General features: G+C 60.0%; 22 protein-coding genes. 3 read left to right on the top strand and 19 right to left on the bottom strand.

Going from position 1 to position 24,094, the window contains the following annotated elements:
* Positions 1 to 8: 8 nt before the first annotated feature.
* The 10 genes from J5M72_RS15815 to J5M72_RS15860 form a co-directional block, all read right to left on the bottom strand.
* Positions 9 to 749, bottom strand: a complete 741-nt coding sequence (locus tag J5M72_RS15815; RefSeq protein WP_169429421.1) for a flagellar motor protein — start codon at positions 747 to 749, stop codon at positions 9 to 11.
* The gene (locus J5M72_RS15820) at positions 749 to 1,885 is read right to left on the bottom strand and encodes a chemotaxis response regulator protein-glutamate methylesterase (RefSeq protein ID WP_207866292.1); all 1,137 of its coding nucleotides are present in this window, start codon (positions 1,883 to 1,885) and stop codon (positions 749 to 751) included. Before J5M72_RS15820 ends, J5M72_RS15815 begins: the two co-directional genes overlap by 1 nt.
* A 49-nt stretch (positions 1,886 to 1,934) precedes the next feature.
* On the bottom strand, positions 1,935 to 4,214 hold the full coding sequence (locus J5M72_RS15825; RefSeq protein WP_207866294.1) for a chemotaxis protein CheA: 2,280 nt from the start codon (positions 4,212 to 4,214) through the stop codon (positions 1,935 to 1,937).
* A gap of 35 nt (positions 4,215 to 4,249) precedes the next feature.
* Positions 4,250 to 5,038 (bottom strand): protein phosphatase CheZ, encoded by a 789-nt coding sequence (locus J5M72_RS15830; protein ID WP_085710486.1) that lies wholly within the window; start codon positions 5,036 to 5,038, stop codon positions 4,250 to 4,252.
* 17 nt (positions 5,039 to 5,055) lie between these two features.
* Positions 5,056 to 5,427, bottom strand: coding sequence for a chemotaxis response regulator CheY (locus J5M72_RS15835; RefSeq protein ID WP_003183998.1), 372 nt, complete (start codon positions 5,425 to 5,427; stop codon positions 5,056 to 5,058).
* 167 nt (positions 5,428 to 5,594) lie between these two features.
* Positions 5,595 to 6,335: an RNA polymerase sigma factor FliA gene (gene fliA / locus J5M72_RS15840; RefSeq protein ID WP_007951959.1), complete on the bottom strand. Its 741-nt coding sequence runs from the start codon at positions 6,333 to 6,335 to the stop codon at positions 5,595 to 5,597.
* Positions 6,332 to 7,162, bottom strand: coding sequence for a flagellar synthesis regulator FleN (gene fleN / locus J5M72_RS15845; RefSeq protein ID WP_003222917.1), 831 nt, complete (start codon positions 7,160 to 7,162; stop codon positions 6,332 to 6,334). The genes fliA and fleN overlap by 4 nt, the downstream gene beginning before the upstream one ends.
* 113 nt (positions 7,163 to 7,275) lie before the next feature.
* A complete protein-coding gene (gene flhF, locus J5M72_RS15850; RefSeq protein WP_207866296.1) occupies positions 7,276 to 8,616 on the bottom strand; it encodes a flagellar biosynthesis protein FlhF in 1,341 nt (446 codons plus the stop codon).
* Positions 8,617 to 8,627: 11 nt separating this feature from the next.
* Positions 8,628 to 10,757, bottom strand: a complete 2,130-nt coding sequence (gene flhA, locus J5M72_RS15855; RefSeq protein ID WP_169429417.1) for a flagellar biosynthesis protein FlhA — start codon at positions 10,755 to 10,757, stop codon at positions 8,628 to 8,630.
* Positions 10,758 to 10,943: 186 nt separating this feature from the next.
* On the bottom strand, positions 10,944 to 11,612 hold the full coding sequence (locus J5M72_RS15860; protein WP_207866298.1) for a hypothetical protein: 669 nt from the start codon (positions 11,610 to 11,612) through the stop codon (positions 10,944 to 10,946).
* A gap of 523 nt (positions 11,613 to 12,135) precedes the next feature.
* Between J5M72_RS15860 and J5M72_RS15865 the strand changes: the two genes are divergently transcribed.
* From J5M72_RS15865 to J5M72_RS15875, 3 genes are all read left to right on the top strand, one after another.
* The gene (locus J5M72_RS15865; RefSeq protein WP_207866300.1) at positions 12,136 to 12,510 is read left to right on the top strand and encodes a hypothetical protein; all 375 of its coding nucleotides are present in this window, start codon (positions 12,136 to 12,138) and stop codon (positions 12,508 to 12,510) included.
* Positions 12,511 to 12,887: 377 nt separating this feature from the next.
* Positions 12,888 to 15,836: a hypothetical protein gene (locus J5M72_RS15870; RefSeq protein ID WP_207866302.1), complete on the top strand. Its 2,949-nt coding sequence runs from the start codon at positions 12,888 to 12,890 to the stop codon at positions 15,834 to 15,836.
* Positions 15,837 to 16,397: 561 nt separating this feature from the next.
* Complete coding sequence (locus J5M72_RS15875; RefSeq protein WP_169429412.1) at positions 16,398 to 16,772, top strand: hypothetical protein; 375 nt, start codon at positions 16,398 to 16,400, stop codon at positions 16,770 to 16,772.
* Between the two features lie 201 nt (positions 16,773 to 16,973).
* Here the strand turns inward: J5M72_RS15875 and flhB are convergent, their stop codons facing one another.
* The 9 genes from flhB to J5M72_RS15920 form a co-directional block, all read right to left on the bottom strand.
* Positions 16,974 to 18,113 carry a flagellar biosynthesis protein FlhB gene (flhB, locus tag J5M72_RS15880; protein ID WP_169429411.1) on the bottom strand — a complete coding sequence of 380 codons (1,140 nt, stop codon included), beginning with the start codon at positions 18,111 to 18,113 and terminating at the stop codon, positions 16,974 to 16,976.
* A 3-nt stretch (positions 18,114 to 18,116) separates the two neighbouring features.
* Positions 18,117 to 18,902, bottom strand: coding sequence for a flagellar biosynthetic protein FliR (gene fliR / locus J5M72_RS15885; RefSeq protein ID WP_114881905.1), 786 nt, complete (start codon positions 18,900 to 18,902; stop codon positions 18,117 to 18,119).
* A gap of 3 nt (positions 18,903 to 18,905) precedes the next feature.
* A complete protein-coding gene (gene fliQ, locus J5M72_RS15890; RefSeq protein WP_085710476.1) occupies positions 18,906 to 19,175 on the bottom strand; it encodes a flagellar biosynthesis protein FliQ in 270 nt (89 codons plus the stop codon).
* Positions 19,172 to 19,930, bottom strand: coding sequence for a flagellar type III secretion system pore protein FliP (gene fliP / locus J5M72_RS15895; RefSeq protein ID WP_085710474.1), 759 nt, complete (start codon positions 19,928 to 19,930; stop codon positions 19,172 to 19,174). The genes fliQ and fliP overlap by 4 nt, the downstream gene beginning before the upstream one ends.
* Positions 19,930 to 20,409, bottom strand: a complete 480-nt coding sequence (gene fliO, locus J5M72_RS15900; protein WP_225739953.1) for a flagellar biosynthetic protein FliO — start codon at positions 20,407 to 20,409, stop codon at positions 19,930 to 19,932. The genes fliP and fliO overlap by 1 nt, the downstream gene beginning before the upstream one ends.
* The gene (fliN, locus tag J5M72_RS15905; protein ID WP_207866304.1) at positions 20,410 to 20,871 is read right to left on the bottom strand and encodes a flagellar motor switch protein FliN; all 462 of its coding nucleotides are present in this window, start codon (positions 20,869 to 20,871) and stop codon (positions 20,410 to 20,412) included. It lies immediately after the preceding gene.
* Between the two features lie 53 nt (positions 20,872 to 20,924).
* Complete coding sequence (gene fliM / locus J5M72_RS15910) at positions 20,925 to 21,893, bottom strand: flagellar motor switch protein FliM (protein WP_003222890.1); 969 nt, start codon at positions 21,891 to 21,893, stop codon at positions 20,925 to 20,927.
* 9 nt (positions 21,894 to 21,902) lie between these two features.
* Positions 21,903 to 22,406 (bottom strand): flagellar basal body-associated protein FliL, encoded by a 504-nt coding sequence (gene fliL, locus J5M72_RS15915; protein ID WP_065260765.1) that lies wholly within the window; start codon positions 22,404 to 22,406, stop codon positions 21,903 to 21,905.
* Positions 22,407 to 22,615: 209 nt separating this feature from the next.
* Entirely contained in the window at positions 22,616 to 23,989 is a 1,374-nt protein-coding gene (locus J5M72_RS15920; protein WP_207866306.1) for a flagellar hook-length control protein FliK, read from the bottom strand.
* Positions 23,990 to 24,094 lie beyond the last annotated feature (105 nt).

Here is a 24,094-nt window from a genome sequence, read left to right on the forward strand (position 1 = left end):
TTAGTCCCTTAATCCATGAAGCCCTGGAGCTTCAACTCGATGGAGCGTGGGTTTTCACCTTCAGCGATCGACAAAATACCTTCCAGCAACATTTCGCGATAACGCGACTGCCGCAACGCGATTGACTTGAGCTTGGCGGCGACCGGCAACAGGATCAGGTTGGCGCTGGCCACACCGTAGATCGTGGCGACGAATGCCACAGCGATGCCGTTGCCCAGTTGTGACGGATCGGCCAGGTTGCCCATCACGTGGATAAGGCCCATCACCGCACCGATGATACCGATGGTCGGCGCGTAGCCCCCCATGCTTTCAAAGACCTTGGCGGCCTCGATGTCACGGGCTTCCTGGGTGTAGAAATCCACTTCGAGGATGCTGCGGATCGCTTCCGGCTCGGCGCCGTCGACCAGCAGTTGCAGGCCTTTGCGCGAGTAGGCATCAGGCTCGGCATCCGCCACGCCTTCCAGGCCCAGCAGGCCTTCCTTGCGCGCCGTGAGGCTCCAGTTGACCACCCGATCGATGCCGCCGGCCAGATCCACACGCGGCGGGAAAAAGATCCAGGCCAGAATCTGCATGGCACGCTTGAACGCGCTCATCGGCGATTGCAGCAAGGCGGCACCGATGGTCCCGCCGAGCACGATCAGCGCTGCCGGGCCGTTGGCCAGTGCGCCTAGGTGACCGCCTTCAAGGAAGTTGCCGCCGATGATCGCGACAAACGCCATGATGATCCCGATAAGGCTCAGAACATCCATCAGATACACGCCTCGACGATGTGCTTGCCGATATCGTCCAGACCGTATACCGCATCCGCGAGGTCAGCTTTGACGATCGCCATCGGCATGCCGTAGATCACGCAACTGGCTTCATCCTGAGCCCAGACGGTGCTGCCGCCCTGCTTGAGCAGACGGGCGCCTTCGCGACCGTCGGCGCCCATGCCGGTCAGCACGACCGCCAGAACTTTGTCGCTGTAGGATTTCGCTGCGGAACCGAAAGTGATGTCCACGCAAGGCTTGTAGTTCAGACGCTCGTCGCCCGGCAGGATTTTCACCGCGCCACGGCCGTCGATCATCATCTGCTTGCCACCCGGAGCCAGCAGCGCCAGGCCCGGACGCAGGATGTCGCCATCCTCGGCTTCCTTGACGCTGATGCGGCACAGCTTGTCCAGACGCTCGGCAAAGGCCTTGGTGAAGGCTGCCGGCATGTGCTGGATCAACACGATCGGTGCCGGGAAGTTGGCCGGCAACTGGGTCAGAACCCGCTGCAGTGCGACCGGGCCGCCGGTCGATGTACCAATCGCCACGAGCTTGTAGTTTTTGCGTTTCGGGGCCGGCGACGAAGCGCTGGCCGCTGGCGCGCGAGTCGGTGCAGGCGCAGGTGCCGGACGGGCCGGTGCGCTGCTGTGACTGCTGAAGCTCGACGGCGCGGGAGCCGCCGGTGCAGGCGTCGGTGCAGCGGCAGGCGTCGGCGCGCTGTAGGCACTGAAACGACGGTTGCTGCGCGAGATGCTGTGAACCTTCTCGCACAGCAGTTGCTTGACCTTCTCCGGATTGCGGGAGATGTCTTCGAAATTCTTCGGCAGGAAATCCACCGCGCCGGCGTCCAGCGCATCCAGGGTGACCCGGGCGCCTTCGTGCGTCAGCGAGGAGAACATCAACACCGGCGTCGGGCAGCGCTGCATGATGTGCCGCACGGCCGTGATGCCATCCATCATCGGCATCTCGTAGTCCATGGTGATCACGTCCGGCTTGAGGGCCAGGGCCTGATCGATCGCCTCTTTACCGTTGGTTGCCGTACCGACAACCTGGATGCTCGGATCCGCTGAAAGAATTTCCGAGACGCGGCGGCGGAAAAAACCCGAATCGTCCACCACCAGGACTTTGACTGCCATAAACACTCCATTAGGTGCGGCGGGACGTCGTCGCCCCGCCGCCCCGGATTCAAATACGCCGTGCGGCGTAACGCTTGAGCATGCTTGGAACATCGAGAATCAGCGCAATACGGCCGTCACCGGTGATGGTGGCGCCGGACATGCCCGGGGTTCCCTGCAGCATTTTGCCCAATGGCTTGATGACCACTTCTTCCTGACCGACCAGTTGATCGACGACGAAGCCGATCCGCTGGGTGCCCACCGAAAGGATCACCACATGGCCTTCGCGCTGCTCTTCGTGAGCCGCGGAGCTGACCAGCCAGCGCTTGAGGTAGAACAATGGCAGCGCCTTGTCCCGCACGATCACCACTTCCTGGCCATCCACCACGTTGGTGGTCGACAGGTCGAGGTGGAAGATTTCGTTGACGTTCACCAGCGGGAACGCGAACGCCTGGTTGCCGAGCATCACCATCAGGGTCGGCATGATCGCCAGCGTCAGCGGTACCTTGATGACGATCTTCGAGCCCGCGCCCTTGGTCGAGTAGATGTTGATCGAACCGTTGAGCTGGGAAATCTTGGTCTTCACCACGTCCATGCCCACACCGCGGCCAGACACGTCGGAGATCTCGGTCTTGGTCGAGAAGCCCGGGGCGAAGATCAGGTTGTAGCACTCGGTGTCGCTCAGGCGATCGGCAGCATCCTTGTCCATCACACCGCGTTTCACGGCGATGGCGCGCAGGACGTTCGGGTCCATGCCTTTGCCGTCGTCGGAGATCGACAGCAGGATGTGGTCGCCTTCCTGCTCGGCCGCCAGGATCACCTTGCCGCCACGGGCCTTGCCCGACGCTTCGCGTTCTTCCGGCGACTCGATACCGTGGTCAACCGCGTTGCGCACCAAGTGGACCAGCGGGTCGGCCAGTGCCTCGACGAGGTTCTTGTCGAGGTCGGTCTCTTCGCCCACCAGTTCCAGGTTGATCTCTTTCTTGAGCTGACGAGCCAGATCGCGAACCAGACGCGGGAAGCGGCCGAAGACTTTCTTGATCGGCTGCATCCGGGTCTTCATCACCGCGGTCTGCAAGTCGGCAGTGACCACGTCGAGGTTCGACACGGCCTTCTGCATCGACTCGTCGCCGCTGTTCAGGCCCAGGCGCACCAGACGGTTACGCACCAGCACCAGCTCGCCGACCATGTTCATGATTTCGTCGAGACGCGCGGTGTCCACGCGAACGGTGGTCTCGGCTTCGCTCGCCGGTTTTTCCGGTGGCGGTGTCGCCGGAGCACGGGCCGGAGCCGGTGCAGCAGCGGCAGCCGGTTTGGCCGGTTCGGCTTTCGGCTCAGGCGCTTTTGCGGCAGGTTTCGCCGCAGCGGCCGGGGCTTTGGCGGCAGGCGCTGCAACCGCCGAAGCATTGCCGGCAGTCACGACGGCACCGGTGGCGACGTCAGTGAACTTGCCTTTGCCATGCAGATCGTCGAGCAGCGATTCGAACTCGTGGTCGGTGATCAGATCGCTACCGGCCGCCGCCGCTGCCGGGGCAGACGTCGCAGGAACCGAAGCAATCGCCGACTCCAGCGCATCGACAGCAAAATTGCCCTTGCCGTGCAACTGATCGAGCAAGGCTTCGAATTCGTCGTCGGTGATGTCCGAGCTGTCGCCCGCCGCCGGAGCAGCAGGTGCAGCAGCCGTCGGTGCCACGGCGTCCGCCGCGAACTGGCCCTTGCCATGCAACTGGTCGAGCAGCGACTCGAACTCGGCATCGGTGATTTCATCGCTGGCCGCTTCATCGGAGGCAGGCGCAGCGGCAGCCGCCGGAGCTTCGGCTTCGGCCTTGACGGCGTTCAGCGAGTCCAGCAACTGTTCAAATTCGTTATCGGTGATGTCGCTGGAGTCCCCGGCCTCGTTCTCAACGACCAGTTCTTCGATCATCTCGGCAACGGGCGAAGCCGGGGCTTCATCCGCCGATTGCGGCTCGGCCAGACGCGCCAGGGCGGCCAGCAGTTGCGGGGTGGCGGCGGTGATCGGACTGCGATCGCGGACTTCGCTGAACATGCTGTTCACCGCGTCCAGCGCTTCGAGCACCACGTCCATCAGTTCTGCATCGACGCGTCGCTCACCCTTGCGCAGGATGTCGAACACGTTTTCGGCGATGTGACAGCACTCCACCAGCTCGTTGAGCTGAAGGAAGCCGGCGCCCCCTTTTACAGTGTGGAAACCGCGAAAAATTGCGTTGAGCAGATCTGCGTCATCCGGGCGGCTTTCCAGCTCGACCAGTTGTTCGGACAGTTGCTCAAGAATCTCGCCGGCCTCAACCAGGAAATCCTGAAGGATCTCTTCATCGGCGCCGAAGCTCATTAATGGGGTGCTCCTACAGGTCTAAAAACCTAAACTCAAAATCCAAGGCTGGATAGCAAATCGTCCACATCGTCCTGACCGGACACAACGTCTTCTCGTTTATCGGCATGAATCTGCGGACCTTCACCCTGCGAGAGATGTTTTTGTGGATCTTTTTCAGCAAGCATCGCCGCACGGTCATGTTCGATGCCCGCAAAGCGGTCCACCTGGCTGGCCATGAGCACGAGCTTGAGCAGGTTGCTTTCGACTTCGGTGACCAACTGGGTCACGCGCTTGATCACTTGACCTGTGAGGTCCTGGTAATCCTGGGCCAGCAGAATGTCGTTGAGGTTGCTCGACACCGCGCGATTGTCCGCGCTGCTGCGTGACAGAAAACCGTCGACCCGGCGCGCCAGTTCGCGGAACTCTTCAGCCCCGACCTCACGACGCATGAAGCGGCCCCAGTCAGCACTCAACGCCTGGGCTTCGTCAGCCAGACCATTGACCACAGGGGTCGCGCTTTCCACCAGATCCATGGTGCGGTTGGCCGCGGCTTCGGTCAGCTTGACCACATAGCCCAGACGCTCGGTCGCATCAGTGATCTGCGACACTTCCTCGGCCTGCGGCATGTGCGGATCGATCTGGAAGTTGACGATCGCACTGTGCAGTTCACGCGTGAGCTTGCCCACTTCCTGGTACAGGCCACGGTCACGGGTCTGATTGAGCTCATGGATCAGTTGCACAGCGTCGCCGAACCTGCCCTTTTCAAGGCTTTCGACCAGTTCGACCGCGTGTTTTTTCAGGGTCGACTCGAAGTCGCCCTGTGAAGATTCTTTATGCTCCATAGCTCCCCCGCGCGTCATCAGCCGATGCGTTCGAAAATCTTCTCGATTTTTTCTTTCAGCGCCTGAGCCGTGAAAGGTTTGACCACGTAGCCGTTAACGCCGGCCTGGGCCGCTTCGATGATCTGCTCGCGCTTGGCTTCAGCGGTCACCATCAGCACTGGCAGGTGCTTGAGTTTTTCGTCGGCGCGCACGTGACGCAGCAGGTCGATACCGGTCATGCCGGGCATGTTCCAGTCGGTCACCAGAAAGTCGATGCTGCCGCTGTTGAGCACCGGAATGGCGGTGGTGCCATCGTCGGCTTCAACGGTGTTGGTGAACCCGAGGTCACGCAACAGGTTCTTGATGATCCGCCGCATCGTTGAGAAGTCATCAACGATGAGGATTTTCATGTCTTTGTTCAATTCGACCTCCAAGCAGTCTTAAACGCGCCCAGCACCTGGACGCGCCATTTCAATCAATCCGGCAAAGCACTCGACGACTGTCTGGAGCACAACAGAGCAAGACCGGTGCCGTTCACCACCGCACCAGCCTCGTTCGCAGTGTCCCCACACTGCCTTCAGCGCGCTCGCCACTCTCCCAAACGCCCCCGCAAACGGGCCGCGCACTGGCTGTGTAACTGGCTGACCCGCGATTCACTGACGCCAAGGACTTCACCGATTTCCTTGAGGTTCAGTTCTTCGTCGTAGTACAGCGCCAACACCAGTCGCTCACGCTCCGGCAAATTGGCAATCGCGTCCGCCAGCGCCGCCTGGAAGCGCTCGTCTTCCAGGTCACGCGACGGCTCAAGATGAGCACTGGCGCCATCCTCGTGCAGCCCTTCATGTTCGCCGTCCTGCAACAGGTCGTCGAAACTGAACAGTCGGCTGCCCAGGGTGTCATTCAAAATCCCGTAGTAATCGTCGAGACTCAATTGGAGTTCGGCCGCAACCTCGTGATCTTTAGCGTCACGTCCGGTTTTAGCTTCAATCGAGCGAATCGCATCGCTGACCATTCGGGTGTTGCGGTGAACCGAGCGCGGCGCCCAGTCCCCCTTGCGCACTTCATCGAGCATCGCGCCACGGATCCGGATGCCCGCGTACGTTTCGAAACTGGCGCCCTTGCTGGCGTCGTATTTGGTCGAGACTTCGAGCAGGCCGATCATCCCGGCCTGAATCAGGTCCTCGACCTGCACACTGGCCGGCAATCGCGCCAGCAAGTGGTAGGCAATGCGTTTGACCAGCGGCGCGTAACGCTCGATCAGCTCGTACTGCGCGTCACGCGCCGACTTCTTGTAAAGATTCATACCGCTGGCGGTCATAGCACAGGTCCTGCCGTTTGCTGCACGAGGCGCTCGACGAAAAATTCGAGGTGGCCGCGCGGGTTGGCGGGCAGCGGCCAGGTATCGACCTTTTGCGCGATCGCCTTGAATGCCAGTGCGCACTTGGAACGCGGGAAGGCTTCATAGACCGCACGCTGCTTCTGCACCGCCTTGCGCACGCTCTCGTCGTAAGGCACCGCACCGACGTATTGTAAGGCGACGTCGAGGAAGCGATCCGTGACCTTGGTCAACTTGGCGAACAGATTGCGACCTTCCTGCGGGCTCTGGGCCATGTTGGCCAGGACGCGGAATCGGTTCATGCCGTAATCGCGGTTGAGCAGCTTGATCAGCGCGTAGGCGTCGGTGATCGAGGTCGGCTCGTCGCAGACCACCAGCAACACTTCCTGGGCTGCGCGAACAAAACTGACTACCGAGTCACCAATACCCGCAGCGGTGTCGATCACCAGCACGTCGAGATTGTCGCCGATGTCGCTGAACGCCTGAATCAGACCGGCATGCTGGGCCGGGCTCAGGTGAACCATGCTCTGGGTGCCGGACGCGGCCGGCACGATGCGGATCCCGCCGGGGCCTTGCAACAGCACGTCGCGCAGCTCGCAGCGGCCCTCGATCACATCGGCCAGGGTACGTTTGGGGGTGAGGCCCAGCAGAACGTCGACGTTCGCCAGCCCCAGGTCGGCGTCCAGCAGCATGACCCGACGGCCAAGCTCTGCCAGCGCCAGGGACAAGTTCACTGACACGTTAGTCTTGCCGACGCCACCTTTGCCGCCGGTCACCGCGATCACCTGTACGGGATGCATGCTGCCCATGTTATTTCTTTACCTTGTCTTGCATAGACGGAGGCCACATTACTGGCTGCGCGTTCACAACCGGAACAATGCATGGCAGACCATCGATGTAGGTACAAAAACGGTTCATTACCTCAGCCAACCTGCTTGGTCGGACTGTGGTAGATATCAGCGAACATGTCAGCCATGGCTTCTTCGCTGGGTTCTTCCTGCATTTGCACGCTGACGGCGCGGCTGACCAATTGATGACGGCGCGGCAGATGCAGATCATCCGGAATCCGCGGGCCGTCGGTCAGGTAGGCGACCGGCAGTTCATGACTGATCGCCAGGCTCAGCACTTCGCCAAGGCTGGCCGTCTCATCCAGTTTAGTCAGGATGCACCCGGCCAGCCCGCAACGCTTGTAACTGTGATAAGCGGCGGTTAGAACCTGTTTCTGGCTGGTGGTTGCCAGCACCAGATAATTTTTCGACCGAATGCCACGACCGGCCAGGCTTTCCAGCTGCATGCGCAGTGCCGGATCGCTGGCCTGCAGGCCGGCGGTATCGATCAGCACCACGCGTTTGCGCAGCAGTGGATCCAGCGCCTGCACCAGGGACTGGCCCGGATCGACGTGGGTCACCGACACATTGAGGATCCGGCCCAGGGTTTTCAACTGTTCCTGAGCACCAATGCGGAAACTGTCCATGCTCACCAGCGCAATGTTCTGCGCGCCGTACTTGAGCACGTAGCGGGCAGCGAGCTTGGCCAGAGTAGTGGTCTTGCCCATGCCGGCCGGGCCGACCATGGCAATGATCCCACCCTCTTCCAGCGGCTCGACTTCCGGTACGGCAATCATTCGTGCCAGGTGCGCCAGCAGCATGCGCCAGGCCTGACGAGGTTCGTCGATCTCGGTGATCATCGACAGCAGATCACGGGACAGCGGGCCCGACAGACCGATGCGCTGCAGACGACGATACAGATTCGCCTGAGCCGGGCGGCTGCCTTGCAGCTGGTTCCAGGCCAGGGTGCCGAGCTGTACTTCCATCAGCTCGCGCAGGCTGTTGAGTTCGAAACGCATCGAATCCAGCGCACGCGGATCGACACCAGCGGCCGCCGGCGCAGGTGCCGGGGCTGGACGGGCCGGAGCGGCATACGTCGGTTCTGTCAGAGGCTCGGCTGCGGTCAGCGGCAGGCCGGCGGTCAATGGCAGCCCGGCGAACAGCTGGCGATTGGTGTTGCCGTCGGCTTCGCCACGCAGGCTCAGTTCGGCCTGGGCGGTGACGATACGCGACTGGGTCTTGCGCAGCTCGTCCTCGAGTTCCATGTTCGGAACACGCGGGGCCAGCGCCGACAGTTTGTAATCCAGCGCCGCCGTCAGCTCGACACCGCCGGCAATGCGGCGGTTGCCAATGATGGCGGCATCAGCGCCCAGCTCATCACGAACCAGCTTCATGGCCTGACGCATATCGGCGGCGAAAAAACGCTTAACTTGCATAAACCACTACCTCAGCCGTTGGGCCCTACTGTCGCAACGATGGTCACTTGCTTGTTGTCCGGAATTTCCTGGTAGGCCAGCACATGCAGTCCAGGAACTGCCAGGCGGCCGAAGCGCGAGAGCATCGCGCGAACCGGGCCTGCTACCAACAGGATCACCGGTTGTCCTTGCATTTCCTGACGCTGCGCCGCTTCGATCAGCGAACGCTGCAGTTTCTCGGCCATGCTCGGCTCCAGCAGAACGCCCTCTTCCGAGCCTTGTCCTGCCTTCTGCAGACTGTTGAGCAATATTTGTTCCAACCTTGGTTCCAAGGTGATCACAGGCAGCTCGGAGTCAGTGCCTACAATGCTTTGGACGATGGCGCGGGATACGCCAACGCGCACGGCAGCCACCAGCGCGGCGGTATCTTGACTCTTGGCGGCGTTGTTGGCGATGGCTTCGGCAATGCTGCGGATGTCGCGCACCGGCACGTGTTCGGCCAACAGCGCCTGCAAAACTTTGAGCAACTGCGACAACGTGACCACACCCGGCACCAGCTCTTCAGCCAGTTTTGGCGAGCTCTTGGCCAGCAATTGCATGAGTTGCTGCACTTCTTCGTGGCCGATCAGCTCGCTGGAGTGCTTGTACAGAATCTGGTTCAAGTGGGTGGCGACCACGGTGCTGGCGTCCACCACGGTGTAACCGAGCGATTGCGCCTGGGCGCGCTGGCTGACTTCGATCCACACCGCCTCCAGGCCAAAAGCCGGATCTTTGGCGGTGATGCCGTTGAGCGTGCCGTAGACCTGCCCCGGGTTGATCGCCAGTTCGCGATCCGGATAGATCTCGGCTTCGGCCAGGATCACCCCCATCAGGGTCAGGCGATAGGCGCTCGGCGCCAGGTCGAGGTTGTCGCGGATGTGTACGGTCGGCATCAGGAAGCCAAGGTCCTGGGAGAGCTTCTTGCGCACGCCCTTGATTCGCGCCAGCAACTGGCCGCCCTGGTTGCGGTCCACCAGCGGAATCAGGCGATAGCCGACTTCCAGGCCGATCATGTCGATGGGCGTCACGTCGTCCCAGCCCAGCTCCTTGGTTTCCATGGCACGGGCCGGCGACGGCAGCAGTTCCTGCTGACGCTTGACCTCTTCCAGCGCCTGCACCTTGGCCACGTTCTGCTTTTTCCAGAACAGATAAGCACCACCGGCGGCCAGCGCGGCCATGGTCAGGAACGAGAAGTGCGGCATGCCCGGCACCAGTCCCATGACCGCCATCAGACCGGCGGCCACCGCCAGCGCCTTGGGCGAGGCGAACATCTGGCGATTGATCTGCTTGCCCATGTCTTCCGAGCCGGAAGCACGGGTCACCATGATCGCTGCCGCTGTCGATAACAACAGTGATGGCAATTGCGCCACTAAACCGTCACCGATGGTCAGCAAGGCGTACACCTTGCCGGCGTCAGCGAAGGACATGTTGTGCTGGAAGATACCGACGGCCATGCCGCCGATCAGGTTGATGAACAGAATCAGCAGGCCGGCGATGGCGTCACCGCGAACGAACTTGCTGGCACCGTCCATCGAACCGTAGAACTCAGCCTCTTGGGCGACTTCGGAACGACGGGCCTTGGCCTGGTTCTGGTCGATCAGACCGGCGTTGAGGTCGGCGTCGATCGCCATTTGCTTGCCGGGCATCGCATCGAGGGTGAAACGCGCGCTCACCTCGGAGATCCGCCCGGCCCCCTTGGTCACTACGACGAAGTTGATGATCATCAGGATCGCGAAGACCACGATACCGACCACGTAGTTGCCGCCGATCACCACCTCACCGAAGGCCTGGATCACCTTGCCGGCAGCGGCGTGGCCGTCCTGACCGTGGAGCATCACCACCCGCGTCGACGCCACGTTCAGCGCCAGCCGCAACAGCGTCGCCACCAGCAGGATCGTCGGAAACACCGCAAAATCCAGCGGCCGCAAGGCGTACACACAGACCAGCAGCACGACGATCGACAGGGCAATGTTGAAGGTGAAGAACACGTCGAGCAGGAACGGCGGCACCGGCAACATCATCATCGCCAGCATGACCAGCAGCAACAGCGGCACACCCAGATTGCCCCGACTGAGATCGGCAATGTTCGAGCGAGCACTGTTGATTAACTGAGAGCGATCCACCGGTTTTCCCCGTTCCTTTAAAGCAAACTTTTGACGCCCGAAGCAGGCGCACGGCGGCTACTGCAAGAAGCCTTCCAACTTTTGCCAAGGCTTGAAACAGAGGGGTGATGAATGCACAAAGGGGCGGCACGCACGTCGTGCGCCCGCCCCTGTTCAGCGATGCTCACTGAGATGAAACCCCGATAGTCAACTGGCTACCAGAATGTGCGCCGAAGTGATCGGACCGAAAGAGAGGGCTGCATTATCCAGATAGCGCGTGCCCCTGAACACGCTGTGACCATCGACATCGACAACGTCCTCCTCCGTAGACATCAGTACCACCATGGTGACAGGCGCGACATCAGTGGACTTCGCATGACCCTTCATCAGATTAAATGCCCATTCGAAGCGAATGAATGGCAGGTCCCTGATTTCGATCGGAGGAGCCCCCGCATCCAGCCGAAAGTACTGCCGCGACGTGATGCGCAATTGGTTGCCGACCAACGTGAATGAGGGTTTTCCATATCGTCGCTCTACGGGCCCGCCATCAGTCGCCCACTGGTCCATGTAATAACCACGGTCGGTGAAGAGAGCGAACAACGACGGGTTATTGCTGATATTACCGGCGGCGCCAAAGAAGTAGTTGTAGGAGTAGTGATACGCAAACCCGGCCAGTTCAGGCCGGATCGCATTGATGGGGTTATCCAGATAATTCGGAATGTACTGATTGGCCATGACCAGAAAATTGAGAAAGTCCAACTTCAGGTCGCACGTCACCTCATAGACGATGGCCCGCTCGCCTGCGTCCCTTTCCAGCTTCCCTGAAACGAACTCCATCTCCATGCCCGGCAGTTTTCGGTAAACGCGCCCTGTCATGTTCTATCCCCTACTTCAAGTGAATGAGTTATCAACCACTGCGTTCGCAGAGTGCGAATAGGCAACGGCGTGAATTCCGGATTTATAAGGCGCCCGGGAACAACACGCGTCTACTGTCAGAACTAACAGGTCGCGGGACGTTTCAGACCGACGGCACCCATTGTCTTTTAAACTCTGGTGTTTAAAAGACACCTCCAGACACGCCTTCGAGGCTACGAATTCTTGCGCCATTGCCTACAGCTACGCCAGAATCCGCCGGCTTGTGCGCCTTGGGGTCGGGTTCTATTGTGGATCGGTCGCTGACGAATCAGCGATCGGGTTTAGCGACTCGAATCATAAATAGGTGCACCAGCGCTCCATGCCTTGTCGCAGACTCAATGTCTGCAACTCCGCTATGGTGGCTGTATGCGGGAGACCCTCGGGTCTGCCGGGTGCCTATAACCGGTTCGCTAACCCGCGTACAGCCGCCACCTTTCTGTTTAGCGACAGTTTCGTGCGGCTCCACTCTTATAGGAGCTTCACCATGATCAAACCAACACCCAACCCACCCGAAACCAACCCCGCCTCGCCCTACGAATCCCTCGATTCCAGAAAGCTTCACGAAGCCGCCGACCGCGCGCTCGATCACTATCTCTGCCCGCCCGGCGCCACGCCACCACCGCGCAGAACCCGCCGGATGTTTGCCGTCACCGCAGACTTCAAAAACGAAGAGCTGCTGGTCGAGCTCTGCGAAACCCTCGCTTCAGCCAGAACCATCGCCAATGACTTTGCTCACCTCATGCCCGCCTCGCAGCGCAGGACGCTGACGGGTATTGGGCAATTGATCATGCTCGGGGAACTGGCAGCGAATCGGGTGCTGAATAATCTGGAACTACCGCCGTCGCAGACCTCAGTGTAAAGGCTTGAGAAATGCGTCGTAGCGACTGACGCCTTCGCGAGCAGGCTCGCTCCCACAGGGAAACGCATTCCCAATGTGGGAGCGAGCCTGCTCGCGAAAGCGGCCTCACAAGCAACACAGGTCATCAGGCGTAAAAAAACCGCCACCGGGTTCAACCGGAAGGCGGTTTTTTTCATCACCAAAAAATCAGGAATCGCGCCGCAGATCCGGCGGAATCGGCAGGTCGTCCTTGAGCGGTTCCAGCCCGCGGAAGCGCCTGCACAAGTGCGTTCTTCATTAATGACCACTCGTCGCCACCTGTAAGATCTAACAGGTGCGCAAATCTCTCGCTGCGAGCTAAATCACTCCATGCCCACACATCGTTCGGAGTCCGTAGCATGAATGGTCAGAAACTGCCTGTTCCCCCCCTGGCCCTGAAGTCACTGTATTTTCCGTCCCAAGTTACCCTCAACCCCGCCGAACACTATGACGCAGGCATTCCCATCAGAGCCGTGGAAGGCGGTCTGCAAGGCATCATCCCCGCCTGGTTGATCATGTCCATTGGCGATCTGGTCGAGGTGTTCTGGGGCAATGACAGCGCAGCGATCTGGAGCAAAGAACTCTTAAACGCCGACGAGCTCGACAAAGATGTGGCATTCACCATTGCCAAGGGCCAAGTACATGAGGGGGATGCCACACCCGTGTTCTACCGGGTTACACGCAAGAACCAGACCCCGGAGGACTCGACGCCCTTCCAGACTTTACTGGTCAAACTCTCGCGGCCCGGCGAGTACGATGACGATCCGGGCGAGGACGGCCACTCCGATCTCAAGTTCACCCTCTCTCATAAGGAGGTCGATGAAAACCTGCCACCCGAGGGGGTGACGATGCATATCGTGCCCTACCGCAACCTCACCCGATACGACCGCATTCTCGCCCGCTGGGGCAGCCAGCAACGGGTGCATGTCGTTACGCCGGAACAGGCCCAGGACCCGATCAAAAACCCGATCGAGGTCGTTTTCAGCCGCGCCCTCATCGACGCCGCCGGGGACGGCGATCGTGTCGCGGTGGCGTATCAGCCCATTGATCGCTGCGGTAACTACCCGGACGAACGCGCGCCGTGGTCGGCGACGCATCACGTGTTGGTGGACCTGGGGGGCAATCGGCTGGATGCACCGCAGGTGCTGGTCAACGGCCAGCCGACCGATCGGGTGGACCTCGACACACTGGGTGACGACGATGTCATCGTTCGCGTGTACACGCCGACGAAGGACTTTGCCGTTTACGACGAAGTGCTCCTGACCTGGACCGGCACCCCCGCGCAAGGCTCGCAAATCATCGTCGGGCCGTTATCGATGCGAGTGGAGTTCGTGCCCTTTCATCTCGACTTCACGATCCCCAACGCCGCCGTCAAAGCCATCGCCAAAGGCGCAGCCTCGGTCGGCTATGTGCGCCGTCGCAGCGATGAAAGCGACCGCCGCTCAAAAAATGCCAGCGTCACCGTGATTGGCGACATCAGCCAGTTAGTCGCCCCTACCGTCGTCGAGGCAACGGGCGGAACGTTGCCATCCGAAACGAAGTGGGCGACCGTGCAGATCCCTTGGTATCCCGGTCGCAACAGCAGCCACCTGATCAACCTGATCTGGTCGGCCCAGAAGCCCGGCGGTGACAAGGTTTACTACGAGGATCCCCGCACGGTCGGCGACGTAGCGGACAATCAACCCGTCCTGCGCAGCGTGAGCAATGCCGAAATCCAGCGCTTCAACGGCCTGAACGTCACGGTCTATTACGTCGTCTCCGACAGCGAAACGGGGCTGTTGAGCGTTCGCGAGTCGCTGCCGTTCAGGATGCAGGTCGGCGTGGCCTTGCCGACGTTCAAGCGACCGGAAGTCGAGGGCACAGGTGCCAACGACGTGCTCGATCCGGAAAACGTGCCACCGACCGGTGCCGTGCTGGTGGCGCCGCACCTCGACACCCGCGACAAAGATCGCGTGAACTACCGTTGGCGCGGCTCCGCCAGCGGTGGCAGCACCAATGGTCATGTCGATCTGATCCCTGCCACCGCTGGCCGGCATGTGCGCATTACCGTGGATAAAAAATATGTGACCGCCAACCTGAACGGTACGGTGGTTGCCGATTACAACATTCAGCGGGCGGGCGAGACGCTGGGACATTCTCATGAATTGACGTTGCGCATCGGGACAGCGCTGGAGGATCTACTGCCACCGTTTCTTGTAGCACCGGCAGAAGATCCTATTGATGTTTTGGCCTATCCGGAAGGAATTACGGTGCGCATCGAATTCCTTGAAGCACTGAGCGGCGATCGGGCACGGCTGGTGGAAGTCAATCCACCAGCGGGGTCGCCGCAGTTTCCTTTGGTGGAGTTCAACAGCAACAAGCGAGTGAACACCGTATTGAGCCCTGCATTTCTTGCCGCGCGGCATGGTCAAACGATCCAACTGCGCTGGAATTTGAATCGCAACAACGCCCAGTTCGGCAAATCGCCGATTCTGCCTTTGAACGTGTTGAAGATTGCAGATGAAGATGCACGGTTACCCTCGCCGAAAATTCCACAAGCACCGGATGACAAAGTGCTGAATTTGAATTCTTTTGACGGAAATGCTCAGGTTACCGTGCTGCCATGGACAGGTATCAGCACTGAAAACATTGTGCAACTAAAAATCTCTGGAAAAGACAACAACAACAGCGACCAGACATTACCAATACTAACCAACCATAAGATAACAGCAACAGAAGTGAGTTCCGGAATAAAAGAAACACTAACCAGAGAGCAATTATTAACTCTGAAACATGATACTGAATTCAATGTATCTCTTGAAGTATTGCCAGGCACCACCAACAATTTGGCACCCATTGCTTTCCCGACCTTGACTTTAAACTTATTGAAAAACACTTTAGTGATCTTAGAGGGTTTCGAGACAGGCATAGTGGGTGAAAAGCCCGTTGGCACAGTCATGGACTTCCCCAGCATGACCGTTACGGTAGTAGCAGCACGCGTAGCTATCGGTGATAACGGCAGTTTTTATGCCCCCCCTATAACAGAAAAGTATTTATACATTAGCCCCTTCGCAACTCTAAGACTCACACTAAAACAACCAGCAAAAAGCATTAGATTCGGAATTGCCGACGGCTCTAAAATCCCGTCACCATACAAATGCTACGATGAAAACCTACAACTAATTAAAGCCGGGTCCACCCCATCATATGGTGGACAGGACCAAGTATGGGTTGACATAACAGAAACACCAAACAGAAAAATTAAATTTATAGACATAACTGATGGAGGAGGCGACTCATACCTAGATAACTTCTCAATGTTCTATTGAGCGCTTTTTACTTTATCAAGTCCTGAAATAGGTCTACACCTGTTTCACCGCCAGTGCCCGATGCATCGCATCGGGCGTTTCGCAAAAAAGGGGCGTATTTATTAACCTGCTAGCTCGCTCCCGCAGAGAAATGCATTCCAAATGTGGGAGCGACGATGCGACTTGCTCGCGAAGAGACCCGAGAAATCAGCACAAAGTGCCTTTTAAACTCAGCCGTTTAAAAGACACTTTCAGTCACGCCTTACAGGCTACGAATCCTTGCGCCATTGCCTACAGCTACGCCAGAATCCGCCGGCTTGTGCGCCTTGGGGGCGGGTTCTATTGTGGATCGGTCGCTGACGAATCAGCGATCGGGTTTAGCGACTCGAACTTTCTCAGCGCATCAGCGTTCATGGCTTCGTTGTGGGACTCTTCGTCCGCAATAACGTTATGGTGGCTGTATGCGGGAGACCTTTGGGTCTGCCGGGGTGCCTGAGACCGGTTCGCTAACCTGCGTACAGCTGCCACCTTCACTTGTTTAGCGACAGGCGAAAGTGGCTCCATAACCTCAGGAGCTTCACCATGATCAAACCAACACCCAACCCACCCGAAACCGACCCCGCCTCGCCCTACGAATCCCTCGACTCCAGAAAGCTTCACGAAGCCGCCGACCGCGCGCTCGATCACTATCTCTGCCCGCCCGGCTCCACTGCACCGCCGCGCAAAACCCGTCGAATGTTTGCCGTCACCGCAGACTTCAAAAACGAAGAGCTGCTGGTCGAACTCTGCGAAACCCTCGCTTCAGCCAGAACCATCGCCAATGACTTTGCTCACCTCATGCCCGCCTCGCAGCGCAGGACGCTGATGGGGATCGGGCAACTGATCATGCTCGGGGAGCTGGCAGCGAATCGGGTGCTGAATAATCTGGAACTACCGCCGTCGCAGACCTCTGTGTAAAGGCTTGAGAAATGCGTCGTGGTGGCTGACGCCTTCGCGGGCAAGCCCGCTCCCACATTTGGAATGCATTTCCCTGTGGGAGCGGCGGTGCGACGATTCGACTTGCCCGCGAAGGCGTTCTCACAAGCAACACAGGTCATCAGGCGTAAAAAAACCGCCACCGGGTTCAACCGGAAGGCGGTTTTTTTCATCACCAAAAAATCAGGAATCGCGCCGCAGGTCCGGCGGAATCGGCAGGTCGTCCTTGAGCGGTTCCGGGAACTTGCCCTTGCCCGCGCGGTGCTGGCGGATCTGGTAGACGTACGCCAGCACCTGAGCGACCGCCAGGTACAGACCGCCGGGAATCTCTTCTTCCAGCTCGGTGGAGTAATAGATCGAACGCGCCAGGGCTGGCGATTCGAGCAGCATGACTTCGTTGGCCACGGCGATCTCGCGGATCTTCAGTGCCAGGAAGTCGCTGCCCTTGGCCAGCAACACCGGCGCCCCGCCCTTCTCCGAATCGTACTTGAGGGCCACGGCGTAGTGCGTCGGGTTGGTGATGACCACATCGGCATCCGGGATCGCCGCCATCATCCGCCGCTGCGACATCTCGCGCTGCACCTGACGGATCCGCTGCTTGACCTCCGGCCGGCCTTCCTGATCCTTGTGCTCGTCGCGCACTTCCTGCTTGGTCATCTTGAGCTTCTTGATGCTCTCCCAGATCTGCACCGGGACGTCGACTGCCGCGATAATGATCAACCCGCACGCCATCCACAGGGTGCTCCAGCCGACCACTTGCAGGCTGTGGATGATGGCCCGGTCCATCGGCTCATGGGCGATGCGCAACAGGTCGTCGACATCCCCGGACAGCACCACCAGCGCCACGGCCAGAATGATCAGAAACTTGGCCAATGCCTTGAGCAGTTCGACCACCGACTTCATGGAGAACATGCGCTTGAACCCCGAAGCGGGGTTCATCCGACTGAACTTGGGTGCCAGAGAGCCCGCGGCGAACAGCCAGCCGCCGAGCGCGATCGGCCCGAGAAACGCAGCCAGCAGCAAAGTGATCATGATCGGCTGGATCGCCACCAGCGCTGTCAGCCCGGAGCTCATCAGGAACTTGCCCATGGCCCCCTGATCCATGATCACTTCTCGCGACAGCGTGAAGTTCATGCGCATCAGTTCCATCAGGTCCTGCGCCAGCATGCCGCCAAACACCAGCAGCGCACCGGAACCGGCGAGCATGATGGCCAGGGTGTTGAGCTCCTTGGAGCGCGCAATCTCGCCCTTTTCCCGGGAGTCCTTCTTGCGCTTCTCCGTGGGGTCTTCTGTTTTATCCTGACCGCTCTCGCTCTCTGCCATGACTCAGCGCGCCTGTGCCAGTTCACGTAGCAGCTGCAAGGCTTCGACGGCCAGCGGCTGATACTGATTGAGAATGTCTGCCAGACCGACCCAGACGATGAACAGACCGAGCACGAGGGTCAGCGGAAAACCGATCGAGAAGATGTTCAGTTGCGGCGCCGCACGGGTCATCACACCGAACGCAATGTTGACCACCAGCAGCGCAGTGACCGCTGGCAGCACCAGCATCAATGCCGCGCCCAGCACCCAGCCGAGCTTGCCGGCCAGTTCCCAGTAATGCGCGGTCATCAGGCCTGCACCCACCGGCAGCGTGGTGAAGCTTTCCGTCAGCACCTCGAAGACGACGAGGTGACCGTTCATGCCGAGAAACAGCAACGTCACTAGCATGGTGAAGAACTGCCCGATCACCGCCACCGACACGCCGTTGGTAGGGTCGATCATCGAGGCGAAGCCCATGCCCATCTGGATCGCAACGATCTGCCCCGCGATCACGAAAGCCTGGAAGAACAGTTGCAAGGAGAACCCGAGCACCGCCCCGACCAGGATCTGCTCGGCGATCAACAACAAGCCACTGAGATCCAGCGGACTCACCGCAGGCATGGGCGGCAGGTTCGGCGAGATCACCACAGTGATCGCCAGTGCGAGGTACAGGCGGATGCGTTTGGGAACCAGCGTGGTGCCGAAGACCGGCATCACCATCAGCATCGAGCCGATGCGAAACAGCGGCAGCATGAACGTCGCCACCCAGGTGCTGATCTGGGTGTCGGTCAACTGAAGCAGCGATTGCATGACCTAGCCGATGACCAGCGGAATGTTTTTGTACAGCTGGATGATGTATTCCATGAAGGTCTGGATGATCCACGGACCGCCGACGATCAGGGTCACCAGCATCACCAGCAGACGCGGCAGAAAGCTCAGGGTCTGTTCGTTGATCTGCGTCGCGGCCTGGAACATCGACACCAGCAGGCCCACCAGCAGACTCGGGACCACCAGGATCGCGACCATCATCGTGGTCAGCCACAGCGCTTCACGAAAGATATCGACCGCAACTTCCGGCGTCATGGCGAAACACCTCCGAAGCTACTGGCCAGGGTGCCGATGATCAGCGCCCAGCCATCCACCAGCACGAACAGCATGATCTTGAACGGCAGGGAAATGATCAGCGGCGACAGCATCATCATACCCATCGCCATCAGCACACTGGCCACCACCAGGTCGATGATCAGGAACGGAATGAAGATCATGAAGCCGATCTGGAACGCGGTTTTCAATTCGGACGTCACAAACGCCGGCACCAGAATGGTCAGCGGCGCCTGATCCGGCGTCGCGATATCGGTGCGCTTGGACAGACGCATGAACAGCTCGAGATCGCTGGAACGGGTCTGCGCGAGCATGAAGTCCTTGATCGGCACCTGGGCCTTTTCCACCGCTTGCTGGGCGGTGAGTTTCTCCGCCAGGTACGGCTGCAAGGCATCGTTGTTCACCCGGTCGAACACCGGCGCCATGATGAACAGGGTCAGGAACAGCGCCATGCCGGTGAGAATCTGGTTCGACGGCGTCTGTTGCAGGCCCAGGGCCTGACGCAGGATCGAGAAGACAATGATGATCCGGGTAAAGCTGGTCATCAGAATGACGGCAGCCGGGATGAAACTCAGCGCCGTCATGATCAGCAGGATCTGCAGGCTGACCGAATACTCCTGCGCCCCGTTGGCATTGGTGCCCAGGGTGACCGCCGGGATCGACAACGGATCGGCGGCAAACGCCAGTGGCGCGGCCAACATCAAGGCCAGGGTCAAGACGATGCGCAACGCACCCATTACTTCTTATCCTTCTGATCCTTGCCGAGGATCTTCAACAGATGCTGGGCAAATTCCGGAGTCGCTTTTTCGGAGGTGGCCGGGACGTCCACCGGCTCCTTGAGCACATGCAGCGCGGTGATGGTGCCGGGGCTCAGGCCAAGCAGAATCTGCTCGTTGCCGACCTGCACCAGCATCAGACGGTCACGCGGGCCGAGCGCTCGGGAACCGATCAGCTCGATCACCTGCCCCTTGCCCGCCGGTCCCGCGTTCTGCACCCGGCGCAGCAGCCAGGCGAGGAAGAAGATCAGCCCCAGCACCAGCAACAGGCCGAATACCAACTGCGTCAATTGCCCGGCGACACCACTGCTGACTGCCGGAGCAATCGCGGGCGCCGCAGGAGACGCTGCAGCAGCGGTCGCGGCCGCAGGCTCTGCAGCCATGACAGTCAATGGCAGTGCCAGCACCGCGGCCAGCAAGGAACCCAGAACCTTTTTCACTCAGCGCAGCTTCTTGATGCGTTCGCTTGGGCTGATCACGTCGGTCAGGCGGATGCCGAACTTTTCGTTGACCACGACCACTTCGCCGTGAGCGATGAGGGTGCCATTGACCAGCACATCCAGTGGCTCACCGGCCAGGCGATCAAGCTCGATCACCGAACCCTGGTTGAGTTGCAGCAGGTTGCGGATGTTGATGTCGGTGCTGCCCACTTCCATGGAGATGGAAACCGGGATGTCGAGAATCACATCCAGGTTTGGACCGTCCAGACTGACCGGCTCGTTGCTCTTCGGCACGCTGCCGAACTCTTCCATCGGCAGACGGTTGGAGCTCGAAGTGCCAGCGTCGGCGGCCAGCAGTGCGTCGATGTCGGCCTGGCCGCCATCACCGGTCTCTTCCAGGGCCGCAGCCCATTCGTCGGCCAGTGCCTGATCGTCCTGGGCGTTCATTTCGTCGTTCATCATTTGTCCTCGGCGGGCAACAATTCAGTTAAAGGCGTAAGGGGTGTTGCGTCGCTTCAGCGACGCTCGATCGGCTCGATCACCTGCAACGCAAGGTTGCCTTTGTGCGAGCCCATCTTGACCTTGAAGGCCGGCACGCCGTTGGCGCGCATGATCATGTCTTCCGGCATCTCGACCGGGATCACGTCACCCGGCTGCATGTGCAGGATGTCGCGCAGTTTCAACTGGCGGCGAGCCACGGTGGCGCCAATCGGCACGTCGACATCGAGCACGTCCTGACGCAGGGCGTTGACCCAGCGCTCGTCCTGGTCGTCGAGGTCCGACTGGAAACCGGCGTCGAGCATTTCGCGCACCGGCTCGATCATCGAGTACGGCATGGTCACGTGCAGGTCGCCGCCACCGCCATCGAGTTCGATGTGGAACGTGGAGACCACGATCGCTTCGCTCGGGCCGACGATGTTGGCCATGGCCGGGTTCACTTCCGAGTTGATGTACTCGAAATTGACTTCCATGATCGCCTGCCAGGCTTCCTTCAGATCGACGAACGCCTGTTCCAGCACCATGCGCACCACACGCAGTTCGGTCGGGGTGAATTCACGCCCTTCGATCTTGGCGTGACGGCCGTCGCCGCCGAAGAAGTTGTCCACCAGCTTGAACACCAGTTTGGCGTCGAGGATGAACAGCGCGGTGCCGCGCAGGGGTTTGATCTTGACCAGGTTGAGGCTGGTCGGCACGTACAGCGAGTGTACGTATTCGCCGAACTTCATCACCTGCACGCCACCGACGGCAACGTCCGCCGAGCGGCGCAGCATGTTGAACATGCTGATGCGGGTATAGCGGGCAAAACGCTCGTTGATCATCTCCAGAGTCGGCATGCGTCCACGGACGATGCGATCCTGGCTGGTCAGGTCGTAGCTTTTGACACTGCCGGGTTCGGCAGCGTTATCGGTCTGTACCAGACCATCGTCGACGCCATGCAACAGCGCGTCGATTTCATCCTGGGACAGCAGATCCTGCACGGCCATGTCGTGTTCCTACTGCAGTACGAAATTAGTGAAAAGCAACTGTTCGATCACCACTTTGCCCAGCTCTTTCTGCGCCACTTCCTGGACGCTGGCCGTGGCCTTCTGGCGCAACATCTCCTGACCGACCGGCGTCGCCAGTGTGGCGAAGTCCTGACCGGAAAAGAGCATCACCAGGTTGTTGCGGATCACCGGCATGTGCACTTTGAGCGCGTCCAGATCAGCCTGATTGCGCGCCAGCATGGTGATACTCACCTGCATGTAGCGCTGACGGCCGTTCTGGTTGTAATTGGCCACAAAGGCGGGCGCCATCGGCTCGAAAATCGCCGGCTGCTTGCCGACCGGAGCGGTTTCCACTGCAGCCGCAGGTTTGCTCTGGGCGCTGTGCATGAAGAACCAGGTCGCCCCCACAGACGCGCCGATGGCCAGCAGCAACCCGAGAACGATCGCAATGATCATCTTGAGTTTGCCTTTGGTTGCGGGGTCTTTTACTGCTGCTGCTTCGCTCTTCGCCATGCCAATAATCCGTCACTAATCGGGTTTTCACAGTCGCACGGCAAGGCAAGAGCAAGTGTTATGCCAGAAGTGTCGGAGCATCGTGGAGAGCACCACAAACCAATGTGGGAGCGGGCTTGCTCGCGAATGCGGTTAAACATTCAACAGATGTGTTGTTTGTCTTACCGATTTCGCGAGCAAGCCCGCTCCCACAGGAGTACAGCGTCGTGTCAGGCGTAGTAGTCGACGGCGCTGCTGCCGATCACGCTGGTGGTTTGAGCGGCGGCTTCAGCCACGGCCGCCGGCGTCAACTCTTCTTCGGCCGAATCCAGGCGACCGCCGGCGGCGCTGGTGCGACCAGCCTGCCCCTGCTGCGCCTGTTCCTGGCCCTGCCCTTGCCAGCCACGGTTCTGGTCGGACACGTTGACATCGACCTGCCCCATGCCCTGCTGCGTGAACATGTCACGCAGGCGATGCATCTGGCCGTCGAGCGCTTCGCGAACACTCGGGTGTGCGCTCATGAATGTCACCTGGGTCTGCTGGTCCGGCACCATGTTCACCCGGATATCCAGACGACCCAGCTCGGCCGGCTGCAACTGAATATCGGCAGCCTTCAGGTTGTTGCTCGACAGGTACATGACGCGGTTGACCACTTCTTCGGTCCAGCCATTCTGATGCATGGCGATCGGCTGGTTCACCGGCACCGCGTTGGCGGTTTTCGGCGTGGCCGCCTGAGTCAGTGCCGCCAGACGGTTGGCGAAATCATCGACGCGGGTATCGCTGGTGGCGGACTTCAAGTCCTTCAGACCATCGTCGATCAGGCCAGTGAAGGATTTTTCGCCACCCTGGCTGGTGCTGTCCTTGTCAGCCTGCACATCCAGCATGCTGACCATGCCGGCGGCAAACGTCTGCGCCGAAGTCAGCTCGCCATCAGCCTGGGCTTGCGCAGGCGTCGCCTTGGGCTGCGATTGGCTGGAAGCGGAAATGTGACCACTCTGCTCCATCGCCATACGCAGCACCGGCAGCGCATCGAGCGGATCGGCCTCGGGATCGAAATCACTGTCGGCGGCAGGCGTCGCCGTGGCAGCCGCCGGCAACGCAGCCACCGCCGGCGCCTGGGTCTCAGGCTTCGCTGGCGTTTCAACGACAGGTGCCGCCACGACCGGCGGCGTGACAACCGGCTGCACGACTTGCATCAGCGCCGGATCCAGTGCCGGATCCACAACAGGCGCAGTGTCGGCGACCGGCGTGGCCGGGGTGTCGGATGCATCGTCGCTGGCAACCTTGTCGTCGTCCGAGGGGGTCGACGACGTTTTGTCGGCGGGCAAGGCTTTGCCGCTATCGGCAACCGTCGATGCAGCAGCGGCAGACTGATCCTTGCCGGCGTCCGCCTTGCCCACGCTGCCCGAGTCCTTGTCGCGTGCAGGTGCCACCGAGTTATCGGTGGCAGCGCAAGGCTTGTTCTGCCCCTGATCGGCAAATACTTGAGCGAAGCTGGAGGCCTTGTCCCCGGGCACTGCGGCCACCGCTGACGACTTGGCAGAGGCGGCTTGCGCCTTGGCCTGGGCGGCAGTCTGAAGAAGAATGTTAGGGGTTGCAGGCATGGCACGGTCTCCGCTGCACTGGGATCAAAGGTACAGTTGAACGAGATGACTGCAAGTGCCGGGCCAGTTTCGTCCGGCATCGGACAAAAGCGCCGGACGGCTGAC

The sequence above is a fragment of the Pseudomonas sp. 58(2021) genome, assembly GCF_017491585.1.
Classification (GTDB): Bacteria; Pseudomonadota; Gammaproteobacteria; order Pseudomonadales; family Pseudomonadaceae; genus Aquipseudomonas; species Aquipseudomonas fluorescens_BT.

Bases quoted from the DNA above. Each gene is read 5' to 3' on its own strand.
- flhB (WP_169429411.1), bottom strand. From the start codon at position 18,113: ATGGCAGAGAGCGAGAGCGGTCAGGATAAAACAGAAGACCCCACGGAG.
- J5M72_RS15820 (WP_207866292.1), bottom strand. From the start codon at position 1,885: ATGGCAGTCAAAGTCCTGGTGGTGGACGATTCGGGTTTTTTCCGCCGC.
- J5M72_RS15825 (WP_207866294.1), bottom strand. From the start codon at position 4,214: ATGAGCTTCGGCGCCGATGAAGAGATCCTTCAGGATTTCCTGGTTGAG.
- fleN (WP_003222917.1), bottom strand. From the start codon at position 7,162: ATGGGCAGCATGCATCCCGTACAGGTGATCGCGGTGACCGGCGGCAAA.
- fliM (WP_003222890.1), bottom strand. From the start codon at position 21,893: ATGGCCGTGCAGGATCTGCTGTCCCAGGATGAAATCGACGCGCTGTTG.
- J5M72_RS15830 (WP_085710486.1), bottom strand. From the start codon at position 5,038: ATGGAGCATAAAGAATCTTCACAGGGCGACTTCGAGTCGACCCTGAAA.
- J5M72_RS15870 (WP_207866302.1), top strand. From the start codon at position 12,888: ATGAATGGTCAGAAACTGCCTGTTCCCCCCCTGGCCCTGAAGTCACTG.
- fliN (WP_207866304.1), bottom strand. From the start codon at position 20,871: ATGATGAACGACGAAATGAACGCCCAGGACGATCAGGCACTGGCCGAC.
- J5M72_RS15920 (WP_207866306.1), bottom strand. From the start codon at position 23,989: ATGCCTGCAACCCCTAACATTCTTCTTCAGACTGCCGCCCAGGCCAAG.
- fliQ (WP_085710476.1), bottom strand. From the start codon at position 19,175: ATGACGCCGGAAGTTGCGGTCGATATCTTTCGTGAAGCGCTGTGGCTG.
- J5M72_RS15835 (WP_003183998.1), bottom strand. From the start codon at position 5,427: ATGAAAATCCTCATCGTTGATGACTTCTCAACGATGCGGCGGATCATC.
- J5M72_RS15865 (WP_207866300.1), top strand. From the start codon at position 12,136: ATGATCAAACCAACACCCAACCCACCCGAAACCAACCCCGCCTCGCCC.
- flhF (WP_207866296.1), bottom strand. From the start codon at position 8,616: ATGCAAGTTAAGCGTTTTTTCGCCGCCGATATGCGTCAGGCCATGAAG.
- fliA (WP_007951959.1), bottom strand. From the start codon at position 6,335: ATGACCGCCAGCGGTATGAATCTTTACAAGAAGTCGGCGCGTGACGCG.
- J5M72_RS15815 (WP_169429421.1), bottom strand. From the start codon at position 749: ATGGATGTTCTGAGCCTTATCGGGATCATCATGGCGTTTGTCGCGATC.
- fliL (WP_065260765.1), bottom strand. From the start codon at position 22,406: ATGGCGAAGAGCGAAGCAGCAGCAGTAAAAGACCCCGCAACCAAAGGC.
- fliR (WP_114881905.1), bottom strand. From the start codon at position 18,902: ATGCAATCGCTGCTTCAGTTGACCGACACCCAGATCAGCACCTGGGTG.
- fliP (WP_085710474.1), bottom strand. From the start codon at position 19,930: ATGGGTGCGTTGCGCATCGTCTTGACCCTGGCCTTGATGTTGGCCGCG.
- J5M72_RS15860 (WP_207866298.1), bottom strand. From the start codon at position 11,612: ATGACAGGGCGCGTTTACCGAAAACTGCCGGGCATGGAGATGGAGTTC.
- J5M72_RS15875 (WP_169429412.1), top strand. From the start codon at position 16,398: ATGATCAAACCAACACCCAACCCACCCGAAACCGACCCCGCCTCGCCC.